The organism is Pseudomonas sp. GM55, assembly GCF_000282395.1.
Taxonomy (GTDB): domain Bacteria; phylum Pseudomonadota; class Gammaproteobacteria; order Pseudomonadales; family Pseudomonadaceae; genus Aquipseudomonas; species Aquipseudomonas fluorescens_CC.
Genome location: NZ_AKJJ01000005.1, coordinates 1 through 20,955 on the forward strand (window position 1 = coordinate 1; position 20,955 = coordinate 20,955).

Sequence of the window (20,955 nt, forward strand, 5' to 3'; positions counted from 1 at the left end):
CGACCCCGCCGATATTGGCGGCCAGGCTGGTGACCCCGCCGGTCAGGCCGATCAGTTCCTTGGGCGCCACCTCTGACACAGCCGCCCACGACGACGAGGCGATGCCCTGGGCGAAGAAGGCGATGGTCAGCACGGCAATGCAGATCACGTTCGAGTCGGTGAAATTCACCAGGACGATCGACATCCCCAGCATCGATCCGACGACCAATGGCAGCTTGCGAGCGAAAGACATTGAATAGCCGCGACGGATCAGCAGGTCGGAGATAATCCCAGCCAGCAGAATGCCAACTGTTGCACCCACGAACGGCAGAACCGCGAAGATCCCGGCCTTGATCATGGTCAGCTTGCGCTCTTCGATCAGGTACGTCGGGAACCAGGTCAGGAAGAAGTACAACGCCGAAGTGCTGGCGAACTTGCCGATGCAAATCGCCCAGATCTGCCGATAGCTGAACAGCTCGGCGATCTGCCGCCAGTTGAATTTGGTACGTTCCTGACTGCTCTTGACCAGGCCACCGCCGGATTCGATGTACTTCAGTTCTTCCTTGCTGACTTTTTTGCAGTTCAGCGGATCGCGGTACAAGTACAGCCAGGCCACACCGAAGACAATGCCTAGTGCCCCGGTGCTGTAGAACACATGGCGCCAGTCATAGGTTGTCGCCAGCCATAACAGCACGCCGGTAAACAGTGCCGTGCCCAGATACTGGCCGCACACGTAAATGCTGCTGGCCATGCCCCGTTCCCGGGCTGGGAACCACACCGTCACCGCGCGGCTGTTGGCCGGAAAGGCCGGCGCCTCCATGGCGCCGACCGCCAGGCGCAGCCCGAACAGCGACGCGAAGCCCGTGGCGAAGCCCTGGCACACGGTGACGGTCGACCAACTGATCAGCGATACACCGTAGGTAAATCGGGAGCCGAAGCGATCGGCCACAAACCCGGCGGGCACCAGGGCGAGGGCGTAAGTCCAGGCAAACGCGGAAAAAATCAGGCCCATTTCGATCTTGTCCAGGCCCAGATCTTTGGCAAGGAACGGTGCCGCAATCGAGATGTTCACCCGGTCGATGTAGTTGATGATGGTTGCAATCAGCAATAGCGAGAGCATGAACCAGCGCCGACGCGTTGGCAGTCGCTGAGGCAGCACGGCGTCCCGGGCGCCGACACCCACCGACGGCGCGGTGGACGGGGAGGTTTGCGAGTTCGACATGAGTAGACCTTTTTATTGTTAGAAGAATCGAGATGTTCGCGCGTAGCCGAATCCGATGCCTCCGAGGCCGGGGCAGAGCAATCGCTACTTGAATGAGAGGCGCGGACAGCAGCTGTCAGGCGCTCAGATACGCCTTCGGCCAAGGGCATTCGGGGGAGGGGTCGAGAGGGAGAAAAGCTTGTTCATGGGTGCGCACCTTTTGATTGTTTTTGGAAGGGTCGGGCTGCATTGGTTGTCACAGTGGTCGTACAACCATCGAAAATCAACGAAGGCGTTAGATCGTTTTTTCTCTTCAAAACAGCCGTTAACGCAGGTGTCCAAGAAAAATAAAATCAGCAATTTTCTATTTTTCAGTTAAATATGAACATTAACTATCTGATTTATATGGTTTTAATATTTTTTATTGAGCGTCGTTTTTTGGACAGTCGACGTAGCACACACACATACAATCATTTTTCGGATTGCCGGTGTCATCCTATGACATGTTGATATTCAACCGTGTCCGCCCACACAATCACCCACGTCGCCGCCTGCATCCCGGCGCGACGACAACCTGTCCATGTACCTGTCGAGGATCCTCAGGAGATGTCGTCACCGAGCCGAGTACCCACCTATGTCATGCAGCAACGCAGCGAACTGACAGACTTCTATATCCGCGACAAAAAGGGACGGCACGCCGAAACCAGCCCGCATCGCCATGAGTACTTTCAGATCCAGGTCAACCTGGGTGGCGATACCGTGCAGCACATCGGCAACGTCGTGCGTCCGTTTCCGCGCAACACGCTGGCCTTCATCCTGCCGCATCGCGTGCATGTGATTCCGCATCCAGCCGACAGTAATTTCATGGTGATCAATTTTTCCCAGACCTTTCTGCTGCCGCACTTGCAGTGCGACCCGATGGATCTAGAGGAAGTCTCGATTCTCTTGGCGCCTGAGTTGTCGCCGTTCCGCTTTCAGGAACATCTGGATTTCATTCTGGGCGATGAGGATTTCAGCAGCGTTTGTGCCTTGATCAAACAGATGCGAGTGCTGGATGGAAACCGTCAGTTCGGCACCCGCGAGATGCTCAAGGGGTTGCTTCTGCAAATGGTGGGGAGCGTCTGTGCCTTGTACGCCGAGCCGCTCAAACGGTTGGCCGAAGAAAATGCCGCTGAAGCCAGCCGACGCGACGCACTGAGCAGGATGTCCGAATACTTGCGCAAGAATATCGCTGACCCCGATCTCAACCTGATCAAGGTTGCTGCCGCGACCTACCTTTCACCGACGTACCTGACGCACTGGTTGCGCAAGGAAATCGGCAAGACTTTCACGGAGCTGGTACTCGAGCGCAGGATGCACGCGGCGCGCAATTTTTTGCTCAATGGAACACGACCCGTGGGGGAGGTGGCGAGATTATGCGGTTTCGCTGATGAAGCTTATTTCTCCCGGCGTTTTCGCCAGATACATGGCCAGCCTCCGGGACAATTCAGACGCCAGCAACTCAATCCCGACACGCCGCAATCGCCGTCCAATACGTGAAGATTGTCGGGCAGAAAGTTCTGCTCAGACTCAACGAAATTTGGGATATACGATCCTGTATCTCACTAAATAACCCGGGGCGATTCAGGTGAGTTTGGTTTGAGTACAAAAAGGCCCGAGATGGGCCTTATACTGTTTGGCGGAGTTTGATTCTAGAGTTGGTTTTCCGTAGCCGATAAGCCAACTGGTTGACTAGGCTTTACCGTATTTTCTCGGGCAAGCTCAATGCACTTCAATGCCAAAATGGTTGTCGGGTCGACCAATGCAATCTCATGATTTTTGATCATGTAAGATTCGCTATGCTCCAGCACCAGAGGTAGCTCCGTACATCCCAGGATGAGTACATCAGCGCCCAGTTCACATAAGTGCTCTACGGCGGTTAGGAGCTGGTCTTTGCATATACCCTCTGTAAAACCTGCTTTGATGCCATGATCTCCGTATATCGACTCCATAACCAACGCTTGGTAATCCATACCTGGGGTAATTAATTGAAGCCCTGCTTGCCGAGCAGCCTCGTGGTAAACCTGACTTTTGATTGTGCCGGACGTCGCAAGCAGCCCGACGGATTTTCCGGCACCGTACCGCTGCACGATGGCGTCTACTGTCTCTGTAAGCATATTCACAATAGGTACACGCAGGTGCGCCTGGATGCGCTCTACAAATGCGTGAGCCGTATTGCATGGAATCGCGATGGCATTGGCTCCAGCACTTTCAAGTCGCTTGCACGTTGCGTACATCGCCATCGTCGGATCGGTTTCGTCATACAGCAGATTGGCTGTGCGATCAGGAATCTGGGGGTTTTGTTCCACTACCATTTTGATGTGTTCCTGATCGCGGCCTGCGGGTGTATGCGCGACGACCTTGCCCATGAAATCGACCGTTGCTGCCGGGCCCACTCCACCTACAATTCCAAGCTTGAAAGGCGGACGGGTCGACTGGCCTTTCTCCAAGGTGGCGAAAGCGGCATAAATCTCGTTGATGTCCAGGACAGTCAAGCCACGCCGTTGAAGATCCCCGCAGACCAACGAGAGCTCAGTCATGCCAGGCAGGATGATTGTGGCCCCCTGATCCTGAACCGACAGGCAGGCCTGATAAACACATTCAAGTGGTACCCCGTCAAGGAATCCATCTTTGATGCCGTTAATCCCGTACATGGCATCCATTAACCCCGATTGCTCGTTATCGTTTGGATAAACGAGCTTGAAGTCATTGCCGAAATAGCGCTCAAACAGACCGGAGTGCCGAACGTAGTCGGACGCGATGATTCCCAACGTACTGCCGTGTTCAGCGACATGATTAATGTGCTTGCGTAACGCGGCCATCATATCCAGAACGGGTATCCCAATTTCCTCTTGGATCTCCTCCCGAAATGTGTGACTGGCAAAACACGGCAGTAAGACTGCATTGACTTCGCTTGCCTCGAATGTCTGGCAAACCTGAAATACGTAGAACTTTCTGGAGGTCATGCTGGCACCCTGATCCAGGGGCATCAGCACGTCTTTGAACGGGTGTTGTTCAAACAGAAAGTGATAGCGACCTTGATCCTCCAAAACAGCTCTGGACTTCACCAACTTGTAGAACAGATCGCCGCCGGCCAGTGAGCCAAGCCCGCCGACGATACCTAGTTTGCGAGCAAACGATGACCCGCTGGACGGCTTTGATTTACCTTTCATGGTTCGGTTCTCAGGCGGTGGCTACAGTGTGATTTGGGATCGGAGATTTGTTGCCAGGCGCGTCTTCAGGTTCTTCATGTGGTTCTGATTTGGCAACCACGGCCGTTGCGATGCTATTGCCAACAACGTTGGTGGCAGTTCTGGCCATATCGAGAAATTGATCGATGCCAAGGATCAGCAAAATGCCAGCTTCGGGAAGATTGAACATGGGTAACGTAGCCGCCACCACGACCACCGATGCTCGGGCTACACCCGCCATCCCCTTGCTGGTGATCATCAGTGTCAGCAAGATGAGCAGTTGCTGTGTGAAGCTCAGGTCGACGTTGTAGGCCTGAGCAATGAACATGATGGCGAACGCTTGATACATCATCGAACCATCAAGGTTGAATGAGTACCCCAACGGAAGGACGAAGCTGGATACGCGCTTGGGCGCACCAAATTTCTCCAGAGCTTCCATGGTCTTCGGATACGCGGACTCGCTACTGGCAGTCGAGAATGCCAACAGAACAGGTTCGCGGATCAGCTTACCCAGGGTAAACACCGAGCGACCCAGGAACAGGTAGCCGGCAGCGAACAACACGCACCACAGAATCACAATGCCCAAGTAGAACTCGGCAATCAGTTTTCCGTAATCGACTATCAAGCCAAGACCTTGCGTGGTGATAGCCGATGCGATGGCTGCGAAAACTCCAATTGGCGCGAAAGCCATGACGAAGTCCGTGACCTTGAACATCACCTTGGCCAGCTCTTCGATGCTATCGACAATCGTTGTATAACCAGCTCGCTTCACACCCGCCAATGCAAACCCGAAGAACAATGAAAACACAACGATTTGAAGGATCTCGTTGTTGGCCATTGCTTCAACAATGCTGCGGGGAAATACGTGACTAATGAAAACCTTGAGACTGAAATCCCCTGTGTTGACCGCCACGGGACTTGCCGCATGCTGGACAACTTCCATGTTCAGTCCCGCACCGGGTTGAAAAAGGTTGACCAGCCCCATGCCGATTGCCAACGAGACCACCGACGCGGTGACAAACCACACCATGGCTCTGAGGCCAATGCGCCCGACAGAGCGTGAGTTGCCCATGCTGGCTATGCCGCCTACCAACGTAGCGAATACCAGCGGAGCGATGATCATCTTGATCATGCGCAAAAAGATATCAGTGACCATCGAGAAGTAAGACGCGATCTCTTTGGCGTTTTGTTCGCTCCCTGCGAAATGGTGGCACGCCCAACCGACAAGCACGCCTAAGGCAATGCCAATTGCGATCCGGCGTGGAAGTTTATTTTTCTTCACGGAGCTTTCCTCAAGTGGTGTTATTAATTTTTTTACTTGGCGGGAGACAAGTTTCATTCGCCGACGATTTTTAGCGGCGAGGCTGCATTGACGATTCTAAGGACGGGTTTGAGGGGGCGTGATGAGTAATCAGGATCGCTTCATGCGGTTTTGGAATAGTTAGTGAAACTCGTGTTTGGTTGGGCGTGCCGCGCAGTACACTGCTCATTCGCAGCGTGAGGAACCAATATGCAAATCAAATGGTTGGATGATCTTCTGGCGGTCGCGGAGTGGAAGAATTTTTCTCGGGCTGCGGAGGTTCGCTGTGTGACCCAATCGGCTTTGTCGCGACGTATAAAGTCACTTGAGGAGTGGGTAGGTGCAGAGCTGGTGGATCGTGGCACCTATCCTGTTCAACTGACCCCTGCTGGCCGCACATTTTGTGAAGAAAGCCGCGAGGCATTGGCGGGGCTGATGAGGCTGCGCTCAAGCCTTCGCGAGGTGGAGCGGATGCCCGGGCGATCCATCCAGGTCACTGCCGGCCACAGCCTGTCGATGACATTCCTGCCGAAATGGCTAAAGCAATTTCAGCAGCACAACGAGCAATTCAACGCGCGGGTTGTTGCCGCCAATATTCATGATGCTGTCATAGCTCTGGAAGAGGGTAGCTGCGATCTGATGATCGTCTATCAACACCCCTTAGCGCCCATTCTTCTCGACTCTGAAAAATTCGGGAGTTTGACCTTAGGGCATGACGCATTCATCCCACTGTGCGCACCTGACAAGGATGGAGCTCCGCTGTACCCCTTGCCAGGAACCTCCAACAAACCAGTGCCTCATCTAGCCTACACGGCGACGACTTTTCTAGGGCGTGTGGCCGACATCGTCATAAAGAATGGCCCGACTGCGTGCATGCTGGAGCGATGCTACGAAGCGGACATGACAATGCTATTGATGCGAATGGCAGTCGAGGGATACGGAGTAGCATGGTTGCCGCAAAGTGCGGCTATAGACGAGTTGCAGCGTGGACTGTTGGTGAAAGCGGGTGGTGATGAATGGAGTACGCGACTGGAGATACGCTCCTACTGCTCCATCACCAATGAGAATCCTACGATGCGCAACCTATGGAAAACTCTCGAAGGAGCTTCCCGTGATCTCCACGGCAAAATAGCCAATTGATCGAAGCTTCAAGGCTCGAAAAGCGTCCCTCAAATATTTGTAATGACATCTGCGCATCGGGTCATTCTGAAACGTCATCAACCGCTATTTTTTTGCATGATAGTCTCGCCGCACTTTTGAGTTGGCACTGTTCGTTCACACGATAGCGGCCACAGTGAGGAGAGATCATGCCCAGAGTTTCCCACCAAGCGTTACGCCGTTCGTTTCGCGAGCTACTGGCATCCAGTACCTGTTTCCAGACGGCTTCAGTCTTTGATCCGATGTCAGCACGTATTGCCGCCGATCTCGGTTTTGAGGTCGGTATTTTGGGCGGCTCGGTGGCATCCCTCCAGGTTCTAGCTGCACCGGATTTCGCGCTGATTACCCTTACTGAGTTTGTCGAACAAGCGACCAGGATTGGTCGTGTGGCTCAGCTATCCATCATCGCTGACGCCGATCATGGATATGGTAATGCACTCAATGTTATGCGCACGGTTCAGGAGTTGGAGCGCGCAGGAGTAGCAGCACTGACGATCGAAGACACTCTGCTACCGGCTCAATTTGGGCGCAAATCAACAGACCTCATCAGCACTGCTGAGGGGGTAGGCAAGGTGAGAGCTGCTCTAGAAGCACGTGTCGATCCGGAGCTCACGATCATTGCTCGAACCAATGCCTCAGCCTTACCGGTACAGGAGGTTGTGTATCGCACACGGGCGTATGAACAGGCCGGTGCCGACGGTATTTGCATGGTCGGTATTTATGACTTCGAGCACCTGGAGCAGATTGCGGAACATCTCACGATCCCGTTAATGCTCGTGACCTATGGCAATCCAAGGCTCAACGACAACGAACGTTTGGCCAAACTGGGCGCACGAATCATCGTCGCCGGTCATAGCGCCTACTTCGCATCCATTAAGGCGACCTATGACTGCCTTCGCGAACAGCGCCAGCTCACTCGCAGCACTTCAAATCTCAGCGCTACTGAGCTGGCATATACCTACACGTTGCCGGAGTCATATCTGAGTTGGGCGAGAGATTTCATGGATGTTCAGGAGTGACTTGATTACGTAATTCACCTTTTGCTTAGCGCTCTGCCAACAGGCTTTTTTCTCTCTGTTTGAATACGCAAGCATGATTTGCGCGCTGATGAAGAGCAGTCGCTTTCATGCGGTTTGGTCACCCTCGGTTGCGTATTCAGCAGTTTGCTTGCGAAGCGATTCGGAAGCTTTTTTTCTCTTCAAATGTTGGAGTAAACCCTGGCGCGTTTTCGCCACTTACCCGCTTTGGCCTTGGCAGGCGACGTACGCAAAGGTGAAATAGGATGAATGCTTCTTGCCGGTTAATTTCTGTCTTGGAGGGTAGCTATCGACCTTGGGTTACAGGTTGATGCGACAGTCTGAACAAAACCCTCAGCGGACGCTGCTTTGCTCCGGAGAAGCTCAAATGATCAAGTCGCAAGCTCTGGTAGCCATCACGCAAATTATGATGCTGGAGTGCAATGGCTGGGTTCCCAATAATCCGCGTCTCCCGGTGCTCGTGTACCCCAACGCGATTGCCGAGCAAGGCAGCGATTTGGCAGCTCTGTTCGAGAAAACTTTCAGCACCAACGGCTGGCCTCCACAATGGCGTAATGGTGTTTACAGCTATCACCATTATCATACTGAAGGCCATGAAGTGCTTGGCATCGCCAGCGGCCATGCACGCTTGATGCTCGGTGGCCCCAATGGCTTTGTACTGAACGTCAGCGCAGGCGATGCGTTGCTATTACCCGCAGGCACAGGCCACTGCAATTTAGCCTCCAGCGACAACTTTCTGGTTGTCGGCGCTTACCCGCCGAGGCAGCAAGCCGATATATGCCGTGAGGCACCGAGCAAGGTGCAACTGGAGACCATCGACAAGCTGCCTTTTCCGAGTCAAGACCCGGTGCAGGGCTTGCGCGGTGCCGTCTCGAAGTATTGGGTGAGCCATCGCGTACAGTGAAATCGTATGTTCCAAAGTCACGCAGAGCAGCAGGTAATATCCACTGACGCTCAAGTGCTTTTGGCTTTACGACCACGCGTGTTCGGTTTCACTGGCACGCTTTTCCCGTACTCGCTCCACCATAACGCGAGTGCCTCCATCGTCGGCCCGAGCGCACGGGCCTTTGCCGTCATCTCATATTCCACGCGCGGGGGCACTTCCGCGAACACTGTTCGCGATACCAGGCCATCGTTTTCGAGCTCACGAAGTTGTGCCGTCAGCATATGTTGGGTGATGCCATTAATCGCTTTGCGCAGTTCTCCGAAACGATAAATTCGCTGGTTCAACAACCACATGATTTCCAGCTTCCACTTGCCTGAGAGGAGCGCAAATGCACGGCGCATTTCCTCATGCATGTTGATTTGATCGTCACCATTAGTCTGGTTTTCCATACTAAGCACCACTTTTTCATCCTGCTTGTAGCTTTTCATATTAGGCGACATCTTTGACCTAAGTCGACGCATTAACGCTTGCTTAGGAAAACTCCATGATCGAAAACTATATTTATTGGATCAGTACAACATTGTTGTCGTTGCTGTATCTGGCCTCGGCGACGATGTACCTGGTTAAAAGAGACTGGGCTCGTCATGCATTCGCCGACCTCGGCTATCCCGCCTATCTCGTGCCGATCCTCATTGCAGTGAAGATCCTGGCGGTGGCCGCCATTCTGTTGCGCATCAACGTGCCGCTTAGCGACCTCGCTTACGCCGGCATGCTTTATCACCTGCTGCTCTCGGCATTAGCACACATCAATGTCCGCAAGCCTCGTGGTGCCTTGCCGGCGGCTATTTGCCTGGTGTTTTTGGTCGCTTCTTTCCTCACCCAAAACGCTGCTCGTGACGTGTCGTCACCCTACGGGCAAGTAATAACGGCACATCAAGTAACCCCTAGATAACTGGAGATAAAAATGTCCCGACTCAATGGGAAAGTAGCCATCGTCACTGGAGCCGGCCGTGGTATCGGCCGCGCTACTGCCAAGCTTTTTGCAAGAGACGGCGCGAAAGTGGCGGTCGTTTCACGGACGGCTGAAAATGTTGCTGGCGTTGTTGCTGAGATCCAGGCGGCGGGCGGCATCGCGCTCGGCGTAGTCTGTGATATCGCCGATCCGGCTCAGATCAAAGGCGCCGTTGAAAAGGTGGTGGCTGAATATGGCCGGATCGACATTCTTGTGAACAATGCCTTCGACCCCTCAGTCGTCTCTTCGTCGGTTCTCGATCTGTCGGTCGAGCAATTGCAACGCAATCTAGAGATGGGGCCGATTGCCTATCTACGGACGATGCAAGCCTGCTACCCCCACCTCAAAGCCAGCGGGGAGGGTAGGGTCATCAACTTTGCATCGTTGGCCGGAGTCATCGGCTTGCAGGGTTATGCCCCATACAACATGGCGAAGGAGGCGGTACGTGCCTTGACCCGCTCGGCGGCAAGGGAGTGGGGCGCTGACAAGATCACGGTAAACAATGTCATGCCGGTCGCTGATACTTGGGGGGGGGCTGGAGCCGATATGCCTGCACCCACTAACGCACTTGGCCGTTATGGATCACCCGAAGAGGACATTGCGCCGGTCGTGCTGTTCCTCGCCAGCAAGGATGCACAATTTCTGACGGGGTACAGCCTGACACCAGACGGTGGCCAAATCATCGACAGCGCACGCTGACCGTCACGCCTTAACTCCGAGCGAATGTTCAACCGAAACCACAAGACATGCCTTGCCGTGCCTTGTGGTTATTTCAAGCGATGTTCGCCACCGCAAGAGACTCTCGCGATGTTGCGCGTGCAGCCAGGAAGGCAAGAACGGCCGCCACGCCCAGTAAGGTGGCGCTCAACTCGAAGGTCGCTCGATAGCCGCTTGAGTCAAAGACCAGCCCGCCAACGGTTGCGCCAGATGCAATGGCCAGTTGGATGATCGCTACCATTAACCCGCCTCCTGCTTCAGCAGCGTCTGGCAACGTTCTCGCCAGCCATGTCCACCACCCTACGGGCGCGGCAGTCGCAACCAGTCCCCATAGGCCAAGCAAGACGGTCGTGGTGGCCGCCGAGCTACCGAATGAAACCAGCGTCAGTGCAATCACCGCCATCAAGATCGGGATGACGATGAGGGTACGATGCAGGCCATTTTTCAAAAACGGTTCAATCAGGAAGGTTCCAGCGAGGCCCGCCAGACCCAGCACGAGCAACATCAGCGACAGCATGGAAACACTGACGTGCGTTACCGTTTCAAGGAAGGGGCGCAAATAGGTAAACAGCATGAACTGCCCCATGAAAAAGACGCTGACCGCCACCATGCCTAACGCGACCGGTAGGCTTTTCACCAACCTGAAGACGTTTCCGGTGCCTGAGCCGCTGTGCGATTTCATCGCTGGAAGGCTTAAAAACAGCCAGACACAGGCGACTATCGCGACTGGGATGACGCACAAGAATGCACCGCGCCAGCCAATCAAGGCACCGAGAAAACTGCCCAATGGCGCTGCAATCACCGTCGCCAAAGCGTTGCCGCCGTTAACGATTGCCATGGCCCGTGTGACCTGATCATCAGGTACCAGGCGCATGGCCGTCGCCGCCGATAATGACCAGAATCCACCGATTGCCACTCCGATCAGTGCTCGTCCGACCATGAAGACCCAGTAGTTCGGCGCGAACGCGACCACCGTTCCGGAAAGAATCATCATCAGTGTTAGTGAAAGAAGTAGCGGTTTACGGTCAACCCGTGCCGCCACCAGCGGGATAAGAAGGCTGGTGAACAAGGCAAACAGCCCCGAAACGGAGATCCCCTGACCGGCTTGCCCCTCGGTGATATGCAGATCTACGGCAATTGGTGTCAGCAGGCTGACGGGCATGAACTCCGATGCCACGAGCACGAAGGCGGCGAGCGACATGGCGAATACGGCGCCCCATGATTTATGGGGCACTGGGAGGAGGTGATCAGTCATTGCTTGAATCCTGTATTGCGCGAAGCGTTGTAGCCCCGAGGGCGAGGCTACGAGAGAACCGATGCCCGGCCAGGGCACCGACCGGGCTACTTCAGGTTGCTTTTGAAGAACGTGGTCAACTTGGCGAATGGTATGAGGCTGACCCGGTCGTAAAGATCCACGTGTCCGGCATCTGGAATAATGAGCAGCTCTTTAGGCTCGGCAGCCCGCTTGTAGGCATCTTCACTGAACTCGCGTGAGTGAGCCTGGTCGCCAGCAATAAACAGCAGTGGGCGCGGAGAGATGGTCTCGATGTCATTGAACGGGTAGAAGTTCATGAACTTCACGTTGCTGGTCAGCGTCGGCATGGTGGTTGTCTGCGGCGTTGCGCCTGCCGGAGTGACCTCACCTCGTGGGGTGCGATAGAAGTCGAAGAACTCGTCGCCTACTTCGTTGCCGGTCAGTTTGAGCGGCGTGCCGCCGGTGTAGCGGATTTCGCTACCCTGGAATTCCGCATTGCGTTGCTCGGACGCTTCGCGAATGATCTGCTGGCGTTGTTCGAGAGTCACGGCGTGTTTGAGTCCGTTACGGTTGGCCGCACCCATGTCATACATGCTGACGGTGGCGATTGCCTTCAGGCGTGGATCGATCTTGGCCGCGCTGATGGCGAAGCTGCCACTGCCGCAGATGCCGATGACGCCAATACGCTCACGGTCGACTATGGGTCGAGTGCCGAGAAAATCTACGGCGGCACTGAAGTCTTCTGCGTAGATATCTGGCGAGACTGCCTGACGAGGTGTGCCTTCGCTCTCACCCCAGAAAGACAAGTCCAGCGACAGTGTGACAAAGCCCTGCTCGGCCATTTTGGTGGCGTACAGGTTTGCGCTCTGCTCCTTCACCGCCCCCATGGGATGGCCGACGATGATGGCGGCATTTTTCGCTTTGGGGTCGAGGCCCTTCAGGGTGAACAGGTTTCCCGCTACCTTCATACCGTATTGATTCTTGAAGGTGACCTTTTCAACGGTCACTTTCTCGCTTTTGTAGAAGTTGTCCGCGCCGTTGGACATATTGGCTCCCATTGAGGAAAAAGAGGTAACGAGCAGCCCCAGGGCTAGTAAAATTCCTTTCACTGGATATTCCTTTCGATTGCATGGTTGTTCGCTGGAGTTTTTGACTCAGGCGTTTAGTCAGCCAACGTGGCGTTGTCGATCACGAAGCGGTACTTGACGTCGCCCTTGAGCATTCGCTCATAGGACTCGTTTATCTGATCGGCTCGAACCAGTTCGATGTCGGCGACGATGCCGTGCTCGGCACAGAAATCCAGCATCTCCTGGGTCTCGGGAATACCGCCGATCATCGAGCCGGCAATCGTTCGGCGCTTCATGATCAGGTTGAATACGTTCGGCGACGGATGTGGTGATGCGGGCGCACCCACGAGAGTCAGCGCGCCATCGCGCTTGAGCAGCACCAGGAAGGCATCGAGATCGTGCGGGGCTGCGACGGTGTTGAGAATGAAGTCAAAGCTCTTGGCATGCGCGGCCATTTCTTCAGCATTGTGCGACACGACAACCTCGTCGGCACCCAATTGCTTCGCCGCCTCGCGCTTGGACTCCGAGGTAGTGAACGCAACGACGTGGGCGCCCATCGCGTGGGCCAGCTTGATGCCCATGTGGCCCAGGCCACCAATGCCGACCACGCCGATTTTCTTGCCTAGCCCGGCGTTCCAGCGACGGAGTGGGGAGTAGGTGGTGATGCCCGCACACAGCAGAGGCGCGACAGCGGCCAGTTGTTCTTCGGGATGGCGGATGCGCAGAACGTAACGCTCATGCACCACGATGTTTTGCGAGTAGCCGCCGAGCGTCCAGCCGGGTGCGTCCGGGGTCGGGAAGTTGTAGGTGCCGATCATGTCGTCGCAGTAGTTTTCCAGGCCTGTGTCACAGTCGTCGCAGTGTTTGCAGCTATCGACGATGCAGCCCACGCCGACCAGATCACCAACTTTAAAATTTTTTACATGCGGGCCCACCGCCGATACACGACCTACAATCTCGTGCCCCGGAACACAGGGAAACTGCGTACCAGCCCACTCAGCGCGCACTTGATGCAAATCCGAATGGCAGATGCCACAGAAGGCGATATCGATCTGAATATCATGGAGGGCCGGCTCGCGGCGGTTGATCTGTATTGGCTCAAGGGGTTTGTCGCCCGCGTGAGCACCATAGGCTTTTACAAGCATGGGAAAGTCCTGAATGGTGGTGTCGGATGATCATTCTCCGGCTCTGCCCAGAGACTCAGTAGAGCAATCCGCTTGATTACTTGCCTGATCCTATGAGTCTTGGCTTTTTTGCAGGACGGTCGCCAGCTGGCGAGTTAGAGTTCAGCGAAGAGGTACAAGACGAACATGACGATCAATCACGAAACTGCCGCTGTACATACACCACCCCAAGAAGCGCTTGCGCATACCATTGCTGCTCGGATCTCAAAGCCTGGTGACTACGCTACTTCGATTGCTGGCCTGGGCTTTTATCGGCGCGAGCATCCTTCTCCCCCCGTCGTTTGCATGGTCGAGCCGAGCATCATTCTTGTCGCTCAGGGCGAGAAGCAGCTGTGGGTAGGCGGCGAAGGTTATCCATATGACACGTCGCGATTCCTGGTTACGTCATTGGACTTGCCAGCCAATTCAGAGGTGCTTGCTGCAAGCCCGGAAAAGCCATGCCTGGGGCTGACTTTGAAACTCGATTTGCGCATGCTGGCTGAGCTGATATCGCAAAGTGACCTGCCGCCAATCCGGGATCGATCAGTTTCGAAAGGGGTAGGAATTGGTTCAGTGACCCTGGCAATGCTGGCGTCATTCGAGCGCTTGTTGGCACTGCTCGATGAACCGGAGTCCATCCCTGTTCTCGCACCCTTGATCCAGCGCGAGATTCACTACCGTCTCTTGCAAAGTGATCAGGCAGGCAGACTACGACAAATCACATCCGTTGATGGCCAGGGTTACCGGATCGCCAAAGCCATCGATTGGCTGAAGTTGAATTACACCTTGGCGCTTCGCGTCGAGGAACTTGCTGCCCGAGTGCAGATGAGCACACCGACTTTTCACCACCACTTTCGCCAACTCACCGCAATGAGCCCCTTGCAGTACCAGAAATGGCTGCGATTGAATGAGGCGAGGCGATTGATGCTCAATGAACATCAGGACGTATCCAGTGCGGCTTTCAAGGTCGGCTATGAAAGCCCGTCCCAGTTCAGTCGCGAGTACAGCCGCCTGTTTGGTGTGCCCCCCAAGCGGGATATTGCGGTGTTGCGAGGGCAGGGGTAGCGGCATAAATGCGCGCATGAGCGGCGCTTGAACGGCAAGAGTGTTTGTTGGGAATCTGTCGACTGGCCGCTTTTGGCTGTGGCTATTTGCAAGCTTTCCGAGTAGAGGTCAACCAGTTCCGAGCGATCCCATAGTGTCTGTTCAGTCGTTTGATCGAGCCCATGTCAGGCAGCATTCATCTCAACGGTCGCGAAATTACCGGTCATCTGGACTGCCGTTGTTCCACCAGTAACACCACAGCTGCCCTTTGACTACAAAGTAGCGATCGTCAGGAGGGGGGGATACATGCCGCAAACGCCTCATTATTCCAAATACCGGCTTGGCTCGTACTAAACCGCAACCGGCGCCATCAGGACGGTTCTCAGCTAGCAGCGCTTGGGGGGGGCTCACAGAGGTATCTTCAGTAACTCGCCCCGGTACCTTCAAAGGCCGTTAGCACAAACTGATGAGTCAATGAACGTGCTCAGCAGCTAAGTCTATACAAGACCGACAAATGACAGAATAACTACGACAATCACAACTGCCCCGACGATGTAGATAATATTGTTCATGAAAACCACCTCTCTATCCCAATAGGATTGCGACACCACGGTGCCTAATACAAATGACACCTTCGCTCGCAGTTCCGTTCCTCGAACCAGTCTTAGAGGCGGCACCTCGCAGAAACCTCGGCTAATGGAGTGCGCCGTGGTCTTTTGTTGGACACCATCCCGTTCGTGTGGAAGGCTGATACTCTGCAAGCGCCAATTAGAATTCACGTAGCCGCTTCGATTCAGTTCTCGGCTTGTGCCAAGAATGCCTCATAAGCGTTGCCTTTGCGGTTGAAATCGGTGGGCGACTTCATCCTGCATGGACGTCGCCTAGGCAGAGGATATGGCAAACACCACGCTTGTAACCATAAAGAAAATCGGTCACTAATTGTCCACTTCTAAGACTGACGGTAAGCTGTAAATCATGAGTAAAACAGTCACTAGCTCAGCTCCGGCTCGCGGCCCGGCCGATCACGATGTACGCACTCAGATCGTCGCCGCTGCAACCGAGCACTTCAGTCGGTATGGCTACGAGAAGACGACCGTCTCCGACCTCGCCAAGGCCATCGGCTTTTCCAAGGCCTACATCTATAAGTTCTTCGAGTCCAAACAGGCAATCGGCGAGATGATCTGCGCGAACTGCCTATGCCAGATCGAGGCCGAAATCAGGGCGGCCGTCGATGAAGCTGATCACCCGCCAGAAAAGCTGCGAAGGATGTTCAAGTCCGTCGTCGAGGCCAGCCTTCGGCTGTTTTCCCAGGATCGTAAGCTCTACGAGATTGCGGCTTCGGCGGCTACTGAGCGCTGGGAAGCGACGCTCGCTTATGAGGAGCGCATCCGCGAGTTGCTTCAGGGCATCTTGCAGGAAGGTCGACAAGCCGGAGACTTCGAGCGCAAGACGCCCCTCGATGAAACTGTGATGGCGATTTATCTGGTCATGCGCCCGTACCTCAATCCGCTGCTCTTGCAGAATGGCTTCGACTACATCGACGAGGCGCCCGGACAACTGTCCAGCCTGGTACTGCGCAGCCTGTCGCCGTGACAATGCCACCTCTGTGACTATTGACTAAATTGGTCACTAGACCCAAAGTGAGAGCCCCGATCATTTCGTGTATGGGACTCTCATGCTCCGGCGTCGCTTCGTTTTACCTACCCTCATCTGCGTATTGCCGTTTGCGTTGGTCGCTTGCGGCGAGAAAGCGCAAACCGATCCACGCACCGAAGTGCCGCTGGTGCGTGTCGCCATTGTTCAGGCGGCAACCCCTGCGCCACGCTCCTACACCGGAACCGTAGCAGCGCGAGTCCAGAGTGACCTGGGCTTTCGCGTCTCCGGCAAGGTACTGGAGCGGCTTGTGGATACGGGGCAAAGCGTCAAACGCGGTCAGGCACTCATGCGCATCGACCCCGTCGATCTGAAGCTCGCCGCGCATGCGCAGCGCGAAGCGGTCGCCGCTGTACGAGCGCGCGCGCAGCAAACAAGCGATGATGAAGCTCGTTACCGCGCGCTACGAGGAACCGGCGCGATATCAGCGTCGGCCTACGATCAGTTCAAGGCTGCGGCGGATGCCGCCAAGTCCCAGCTCAGTGCTGCTCAGGCCCAGTCTGAAGTGGCCCTTAATGCGACCCGTTATGCCGAGTTGCTTGCGGACGCCGACGGTGTGGTCATGGAAACGCTGGTCGAGCCCGGTCAGGTCGTTAATGCAGGCCAGATCGTTGTACGCCTGGCTCATGCCGGGCCCCGTGAAGCGCTGATCCAGTTACCGGAAACTCTGCGCCCGGTAGTCGGCTCCGTCGCACAGGCGACACTCTTCGGTAAAGCGGGTGTCAGTGTTGCGACCAGACTTCGGCAGCTATCGGATGTCGCGGATAGCCAGACCCGCACGTTCGAAGCGCGCTATGTGCTGGAGGGCGAGCTGGCAAGCGCCCCTCTGGGCACCACCATCACCCTGCAGATTCCGAACGCGCCTTCTGTCACACAAGCAGACAGCCTGCGGGTACCGATCGGCGCCCTGTACGACGCAGGAAAGGGCCCCGGAGTGTGGCTCATCAGGGGCGAGGTGGCACAGGTTCACTGGCAGCCGGTCGTGGTTCAGTACCTCGATGAAGAGAGCGCGCGGATCTCCAGTGCGCTAAATCAAGGCGATCGGATCGTTGCGCTCGGCGCGCACCTGCTGCGCGAAGGCCAGCAAGTGCGGGTTGTGGTTCAAGGCGACGTCGCGGCGGTCGAGGGAGTTCGTCCATGAGGGAAGGTCGCTTCAACCTGTCGGCGCTCGCCGTACGCGAGCGCTCCGTCACTCTGTTCCTGGTCTGCCTGATCTCCCTGGCTGGACTCATTGCGTTCTTCAAGTTGGGGCGGGCAGAAGACCCGGCCTTCACGGTCAAGGTGATGACCATCGTCACAGCTTGGCCCGGGGCTACTGCACAGGAAATGCAGGATCAGGTCGCGGAAAAAATCGAAAAGCGCTTGCAGGAGCTGCGCTGGTACGACCGCACCGAAACCTACACGCGACCCGGTCTGGCCTTCACGACTTTGTCCCTGCTCGATAGCACGCCGCCTTCGCAGGTGCCGGAGGAGTTCTACCAGGCGCGCAAGAAGGTCGGCGACGAAGCGAAAGAGCTTCCGGCGGGTGTGATCGGGCCGATGGTCAACGACGAATATTCTGATGTCACTTTTGCCCTGTTCGCACTCAAGGCCAAAGGTGAACCACAGCGTTTACTGGTACGCGACGCGGAGACGCTGCGCCAGCGACTGCTGCATGTGCCGGGTGTGAAGAAGGTCAACATCGTCGGCGAGCAACCCGAGCGTATCTATGTCGAATTTTCACATGAACGCCTGGCAACGCTGGGTATCGGCCCGCAGGAGGTGTTCGCCGCGCTCAACGGCCAGAACGTTCTGACACCGGCGGGCTCCGTCGAAACCAAGGGGCCGCAGGTATTCATTCGCCTGGATGGCGCGTTCGACGAATTGCAGAAGATCCGCGACACGCCGATTGTGGCGCAGGGCCGCACGCTGAAACTGTCGGACGTCGCCACCATCAAGCGTGGCTATGAAGACCCGGCGACTTTCATGATCCGCAACGGCGGCGAGCCTGCGCTGTTGCTGGGCATCGTCATGCGCGATGGTTGGAACGGACTGGATCTGGGGAAGGCGTTGGACACTGAGGTGGGGGCGATCAACGCGGAGCTGCCGCTGGGCATGAGCCTGACTAAGGTCACGGATCAGGCCGTCAACATCAACTCGGCGGTCGATGAGTTTATGATCAAATTCTTCGTCGCGTTGTTAGTGGTGATGCTGGTGAGCTTTCTCAGTATGGGCTGGCGCGTCGGCGTGGTGGTCGCTGCGGCAGTACCGCTGACCCTGGCGATGGTCTTCGTGGTGATGGCCGCAACCGGGAAGAATTTTGACCGTATCACCTTGGGCTCACTGATCCTGGCGCTAGGCCTGCTGGTGGATGACGCCATTATCGCAATCGAGATGATGGTGGTGAAGATGGAGGAAGGCTACAGCCGCATCGCCGCGTCCGCGTATGCCTGGAGTCATACTGCCGCGCCGATGTTGTCAGGCACACTGGTCACAGCTGTCGGCTTCATGCCCAATGGCTTTGCCCGCTCTACGGCGGGCGAATACACCAGTAACATGTTCTGGATCGTCGGCATTGCCCTGATCGCCTCGTGGCTGGTTGCCGTGCTGTTCACGCCCTATTTCGGCGTTAAGCTGCTACCCAATGTCAAACAGGTCGAAGGCGGCCACGGCGCGATCTATGATACGCCGCGCTACAACCGCTTTCGTCAGGTGCTGGTGCGAGTCATCGATCACAAGTGGCTAGTCGCGGGCGCAGTGGTTGGCCTTTTTGTGATGGCCATCCTTGGGATGGGCTTGGTCAAGAAGCAGTTCTTCCCGGTCTCCGACCGCCCCGAAGTGCTGGTCGAAGTGCAGATGCCCTACGGCACCTCGATCGTCCAAACCAGCGCCGCCTCAGCTGAGGTGGAAGCCTGGCTGGCTAAACAGAAAGAAGCACGGATCGTCACGGCCTACGTGGGGCAAGGCGCACCACGCTTTTACATGGCAATGGGGCCGGAACTGCCTGATCCGTCATTCGCGAAGATCGTGATCCGTACGGACAACGAACAAGAGCGCGAGGCGTTGAAGCATCGGTTGCGCCAGGCGATTTCCGAGGGGCTGGCCGGCGAAGCGCGGGTGCGTGTCACCCAGTTGGTGTTCGGCCCCTATTCGCCATTTCCGGTCGCCTACCGGGTGACCGGCCCGAAGCCGGAAAAGCTGCGTGAAATTGCCGCCGAGGTGCAGCAGGTCATGGTTGCCAGCCCGATGATGCGCACGGTCAACAACGACTGGGGCACGCGCACGCCTGCACTGCACTTCACCTTGCAGCAGGATCGCTTGCAAGCCCTGGGACTGACCTCCACTGCCGTCGGGCAACAATTGCAGTTCCTGTTGAGCGGCGTACCCGTTACTGCCGTGCGAGAGGATATCCGTACGGTGCAGGTGGTGGCCCGCTCGGCCGGAGGTAATCGCTTCGATCCCGGCATGGTCATGGACTTCACGCTGGCTGGCGCCAATGGGCAGCGTATCCCGCTGTCGCAAGTTGGCGAGGTCGATGTGCGTATGGAGGAACCGGTCATGCGCCGGCGCGACCGTGTGCCGACGATCACCGTCCGTGGCGATATCGCCGATGGCCTGCAACCGCCTGATGTATCAACGGCGATCTCCCGGCAGCTACAGCCCATCATGGAGAAACTGCCGAACGGCTATCGCATCGAGCAGGCGGGTTCGATTGAGGAGTCCGGCAAGGCGACGGTGGCGATGTTGCCGCTGTTTCCCATCATGCTGGCAATCACCCTGATTATCCTCATTTTGCAGGTGCGCTCGATCTCCGCGATGGTCATGGTCTTTCTGACCAGTCCGCTAGGGCTGATCGGCGTAGTGCCCACGCTGATTCTTTTTCAGCAGCCATTCGGCATCAATGCGCTGGTCGGCCTGATCGCGCTGTCGGGCATCCTGATGCGTAACACGCTGATCCTGATCGGACAGATTCATCACAATGAGCAGGCGGGACTCGATTCGTTTCATGCGGTGCTAGAGGCGACCGTGCAGCGTGCCCGGCCGGTGATCCTGACCGCTCTGGCGGCGATCCTGGCCTTTATCCCGCTGACTCATTCGGTGTTCTGGGGAACGCTTGCCTACACGCTGATCGGAGGAACGTTGGCGGGAACAGTGCTGACTCTGGTGTTCCTGCCAGCCATGTATTCCATCTGGTTCAAGATCAAGCCCGACAGCATCCGCACCCTTGTAGCGCAACCCGCATAAACCGGAAGGTGCGGCGGGCCGATCCCGCC

17 protein-coding genes are annotated in these 20,955 nt (G+C 56.2%); 10 read left to right on the plus strand and 7 right to left on the minus strand.

Annotated elements, in window-relative coordinates; genetic code table 11:
• Nucleotides 1-1,201: MFS transporter (locus PMI31_RS01420; RefSeq protein ID WP_008015741.1), on the minus strand; the 1,201-nt coding region annotated here is incomplete at its 3' end.
• A 585-nt stretch (nucleotides 1,202-1,786) separates the two neighbouring features.
• Here PMI31_RS01420 and PMI31_RS01425 point away from each other — a divergent pair.
• Complete coding sequence (locus PMI31_RS01425; protein ID WP_008015742.1) at nucleotides 1,787-2,719, plus strand: helix-turn-helix transcriptional regulator; 933 nt, start codon at nucleotides 1,787-1,789, stop codon at nucleotides 2,717-2,719.
• Nucleotides 2,720-2,871: 152 nt separating this feature from the next.
• Here the strand turns inward: PMI31_RS01425 and PMI31_RS01430 are convergent, their stop codons facing one another.
• Entirely contained in the window at nucleotides 2,872-4,392 is a 1,521-nt protein-coding gene (locus tag PMI31_RS01430) for an amino acid racemase (protein ID WP_008015744.1), read from the minus strand.
• 10 nt (nucleotides 4,393-4,402) lie between these two features.
• Nucleotides 4,403-5,692 (minus strand): dicarboxylate/amino acid:cation symporter, encoded by a 1,290-nt coding sequence (locus PMI31_RS01435; RefSeq protein WP_008015746.1) that lies wholly within the window; start codon nucleotides 5,690-5,692, stop codon nucleotides 4,403-4,405.
• 228 nt (nucleotides 5,693-5,920) lie between these two features.
• Between PMI31_RS01435 and PMI31_RS01440 the strand changes: the two genes are divergently transcribed.
• The 3 genes from PMI31_RS01440 (at nucleotide 5,921) to PMI31_RS01450 (ending at nucleotide 8,809) form a co-directional block, all read left to right on the plus strand.
• Complete coding sequence (locus PMI31_RS01440) at nucleotides 5,921-6,850, plus strand: LysR family transcriptional regulator (protein WP_008015747.1); 930 nt, start codon at nucleotides 5,921-5,923, stop codon at nucleotides 6,848-6,850.
• A gap of 167 nt (nucleotides 6,851-7,017) precedes the next feature.
• Nucleotides 7,018-7,887, plus strand: coding sequence for an isocitrate lyase/PEP mutase family protein (locus PMI31_RS01445; RefSeq protein WP_008015749.1), 870 nt, complete (start codon nucleotides 7,018-7,020; stop codon nucleotides 7,885-7,887).
• Between the two features lie 385 nt (nucleotides 7,888-8,272).
• Nucleotides 8,273-8,809 carry a hypothetical protein gene (locus tag PMI31_RS01450; protein ID WP_008015750.1) on the plus strand — a complete coding sequence of 179 codons (537 nt, stop codon included), beginning with the start codon at nucleotides 8,273-8,275 and terminating at the stop codon, nucleotides 8,807-8,809.
• A gap of 50 nt (nucleotides 8,810-8,859) precedes the next feature.
• Here the strand turns inward: PMI31_RS01450 and PMI31_RS01455 are convergent, their stop codons facing one another.
• Nucleotides 8,860-9,279, minus strand: a complete 420-nt coding sequence (locus tag PMI31_RS01455) for a winged helix-turn-helix transcriptional regulator (RefSeq protein WP_274517731.1) — start codon at nucleotides 9,277-9,279, stop codon at nucleotides 8,860-8,862.
• Nucleotides 9,280-9,335: 56 nt separating this feature from the next.
• Here PMI31_RS01455 and PMI31_RS01460 point away from each other — a divergent pair, with 56 nt between their 5' ends.
• Both PMI31_RS01460 and PMI31_RS01465 read left to right on the plus strand, forming a co-directional pair.
• The gene (locus PMI31_RS01460) at nucleotides 9,336-9,743 is read left to right on the plus strand and encodes a DoxX family protein (protein ID WP_008015753.1); all 408 of its coding nucleotides are present in this window, start codon (nucleotides 9,336-9,338) and stop codon (nucleotides 9,741-9,743) included.
• Nucleotides 9,744-9,755: 12 nt separating this feature from the next.
• Nucleotides 9,756-10,502 (plus strand): SDR family NAD(P)-dependent oxidoreductase, encoded by a 747-nt coding sequence (locus PMI31_RS01465; RefSeq protein ID WP_008015754.1) that lies wholly within the window; start codon nucleotides 9,756-9,758, stop codon nucleotides 10,500-10,502.
• Nucleotides 10,503-10,575: 73 nt separating this feature from the next.
• On the opposite strand, the gene PMI31_RS01470 is transcribed toward PMI31_RS01465, so the two are convergent.
• From PMI31_RS01470 to PMI31_RS01480, 3 genes are all read right to left on the minus strand, one after another.
• Nucleotides 10,576-11,775 carry an MFS transporter gene (locus PMI31_RS01470; protein WP_008015755.1) on the minus strand — a complete coding sequence of 400 codons (1,200 nt, stop codon included), beginning with the start codon at nucleotides 11,773-11,775 and terminating at the stop codon, nucleotides 10,576-10,578.
• A gap of 86 nt (nucleotides 11,776-11,861) precedes the next feature.
• Nucleotides 11,862-12,884 (minus strand): alpha/beta hydrolase, encoded by a 1,023-nt coding sequence (locus PMI31_RS01475; RefSeq protein ID WP_043302111.1) that lies wholly within the window; start codon nucleotides 12,882-12,884, stop codon nucleotides 11,862-11,864.
• A 53-nt stretch (nucleotides 12,885-12,937) separates the two neighbouring features.
• Nucleotides 12,938-13,987, minus strand: coding sequence for an NAD(P)-dependent alcohol dehydrogenase (locus PMI31_RS01480; RefSeq protein ID WP_008015757.1), 1,050 nt, complete (start codon nucleotides 13,985-13,987; stop codon nucleotides 12,938-12,940).
• Between the two features lie 165 nt (nucleotides 13,988-14,152).
• Here PMI31_RS01480 and PMI31_RS01485 point away from each other — a divergent pair, with 165 nt between their 5' ends.
• From PMI31_RS01485 to PMI31_RS01500, 4 genes are all read left to right on the plus strand, one after another.
• Complete coding sequence (locus tag PMI31_RS01485; RefSeq protein WP_043302113.1) at nucleotides 14,153-15,070, plus strand: AraC family transcriptional regulator; 918 nt, start codon at nucleotides 14,153-14,155, stop codon at nucleotides 15,068-15,070.
• Nucleotides 15,071-16,024: 954 nt separating this feature from the next.
• On the plus strand, nucleotides 16,025-16,642 hold the full coding sequence (locus PMI31_RS01490) for a TetR/AcrR family transcriptional regulator (RefSeq protein ID WP_008015759.1): 618 nt from the start codon (nucleotides 16,025-16,027) through the stop codon (nucleotides 16,640-16,642).
• Nucleotides 16,643-16,724: 82 nt separating this feature from the next.
• Complete coding sequence (locus PMI31_RS01495; RefSeq protein ID WP_008015760.1) at nucleotides 16,725-17,843, plus strand: efflux RND transporter periplasmic adaptor subunit; 1,119 nt, start codon at nucleotides 16,725-16,727, stop codon at nucleotides 17,841-17,843.
• On the plus strand, nucleotides 17,840-20,926 hold the full coding sequence (locus PMI31_RS01500; protein WP_008015762.1) for an efflux RND transporter permease subunit: 3,087 nt from the start codon (nucleotides 17,840-17,842) through the stop codon (nucleotides 20,924-20,926). The genes PMI31_RS01495 and PMI31_RS01500 overlap by 4 nt, the downstream gene beginning before the upstream one ends.
• Nucleotides 20,927-20,955 lie beyond the last annotated feature (29 nt).

Bases quoted from the DNA above. Each gene is read 5' to 3' on its own strand.
- PMI31_RS01425 (WP_008015742.1), top strand. From the start codon at position 1,787: ATGTCGTCACCGAGCCGAGTACCCACCTATGTCATGCAGCAACGCAGC.
- PMI31_RS01430 (WP_008015744.1), bottom strand. From the start codon at position 4,392: ATGAAAGGTAAATCAAAGCCGTCCAGCGGGTCATCGTTTGCTCGCAAA.
- PMI31_RS01440 (WP_008015747.1), top strand. From the start codon at position 5,921: ATGCAAATCAAATGGTTGGATGATCTTCTGGCGGTCGCGGAGTGGAAG.
- PMI31_RS01445 (WP_008015749.1), top strand. From the start codon at position 7,018: ATGCCCAGAGTTTCCCACCAAGCGTTACGCCGTTCGTTTCGCGAGCTA.
- PMI31_RS01450 (WP_008015750.1), top strand. From the start codon at position 8,273: ATGATCAAGTCGCAAGCTCTGGTAGCCATCACGCAAATTATGATGCTG.
- PMI31_RS01455 (WP_274517731.1), bottom strand. From the start codon at position 9,279: ATGAAAAGCTACAAGCAGGATGAAAAAGTGGTGCTTAGTATGGAAAAC.
- PMI31_RS01460 (WP_008015753.1), top strand. From the start codon at position 9,336: ATGATCGAAAACTATATTTATTGGATCAGTACAACATTGTTGTCGTTG.
- PMI31_RS01465 (WP_008015754.1), top strand. From the start codon at position 9,756: ATGTCCCGACTCAATGGGAAAGTAGCCATCGTCACTGGAGCCGGCCGT.
- PMI31_RS01470 (WP_008015755.1), bottom strand. From the start codon at position 11,775: ATGACTGATCACCTCCTCCCAGTGCCCCATAAATCATGGGGCGCCGTA.
- PMI31_RS01480 (WP_008015757.1), bottom strand. From the start codon at position 13,987: ATGCTTGTAAAAGCCTATGGTGCTCACGCGGGCGACAAACCCCTTGAG.
- PMI31_RS01485 (WP_043302113.1), top strand. From the start codon at position 14,153: ATGACGATCAATCACGAAACTGCCGCTGTACATACACCACCCCAAGAA.
- PMI31_RS01490 (WP_008015759.1), top strand. From the start codon at position 16,025: ATGAGTAAAACAGTCACTAGCTCAGCTCCGGCTCGCGGCCCGGCCGAT.
- PMI31_RS01495 (WP_008015760.1), top strand. From the start codon at position 16,725: ATGCTCCGGCGTCGCTTCGTTTTACCTACCCTCATCTGCGTATTGCCG.
- PMI31_RS01500 (WP_008015762.1), top strand. From the start codon at position 17,840: ATGAGGGAAGGTCGCTTCAACCTGTCGGCGCTCGCCGTACGCGAGCGC.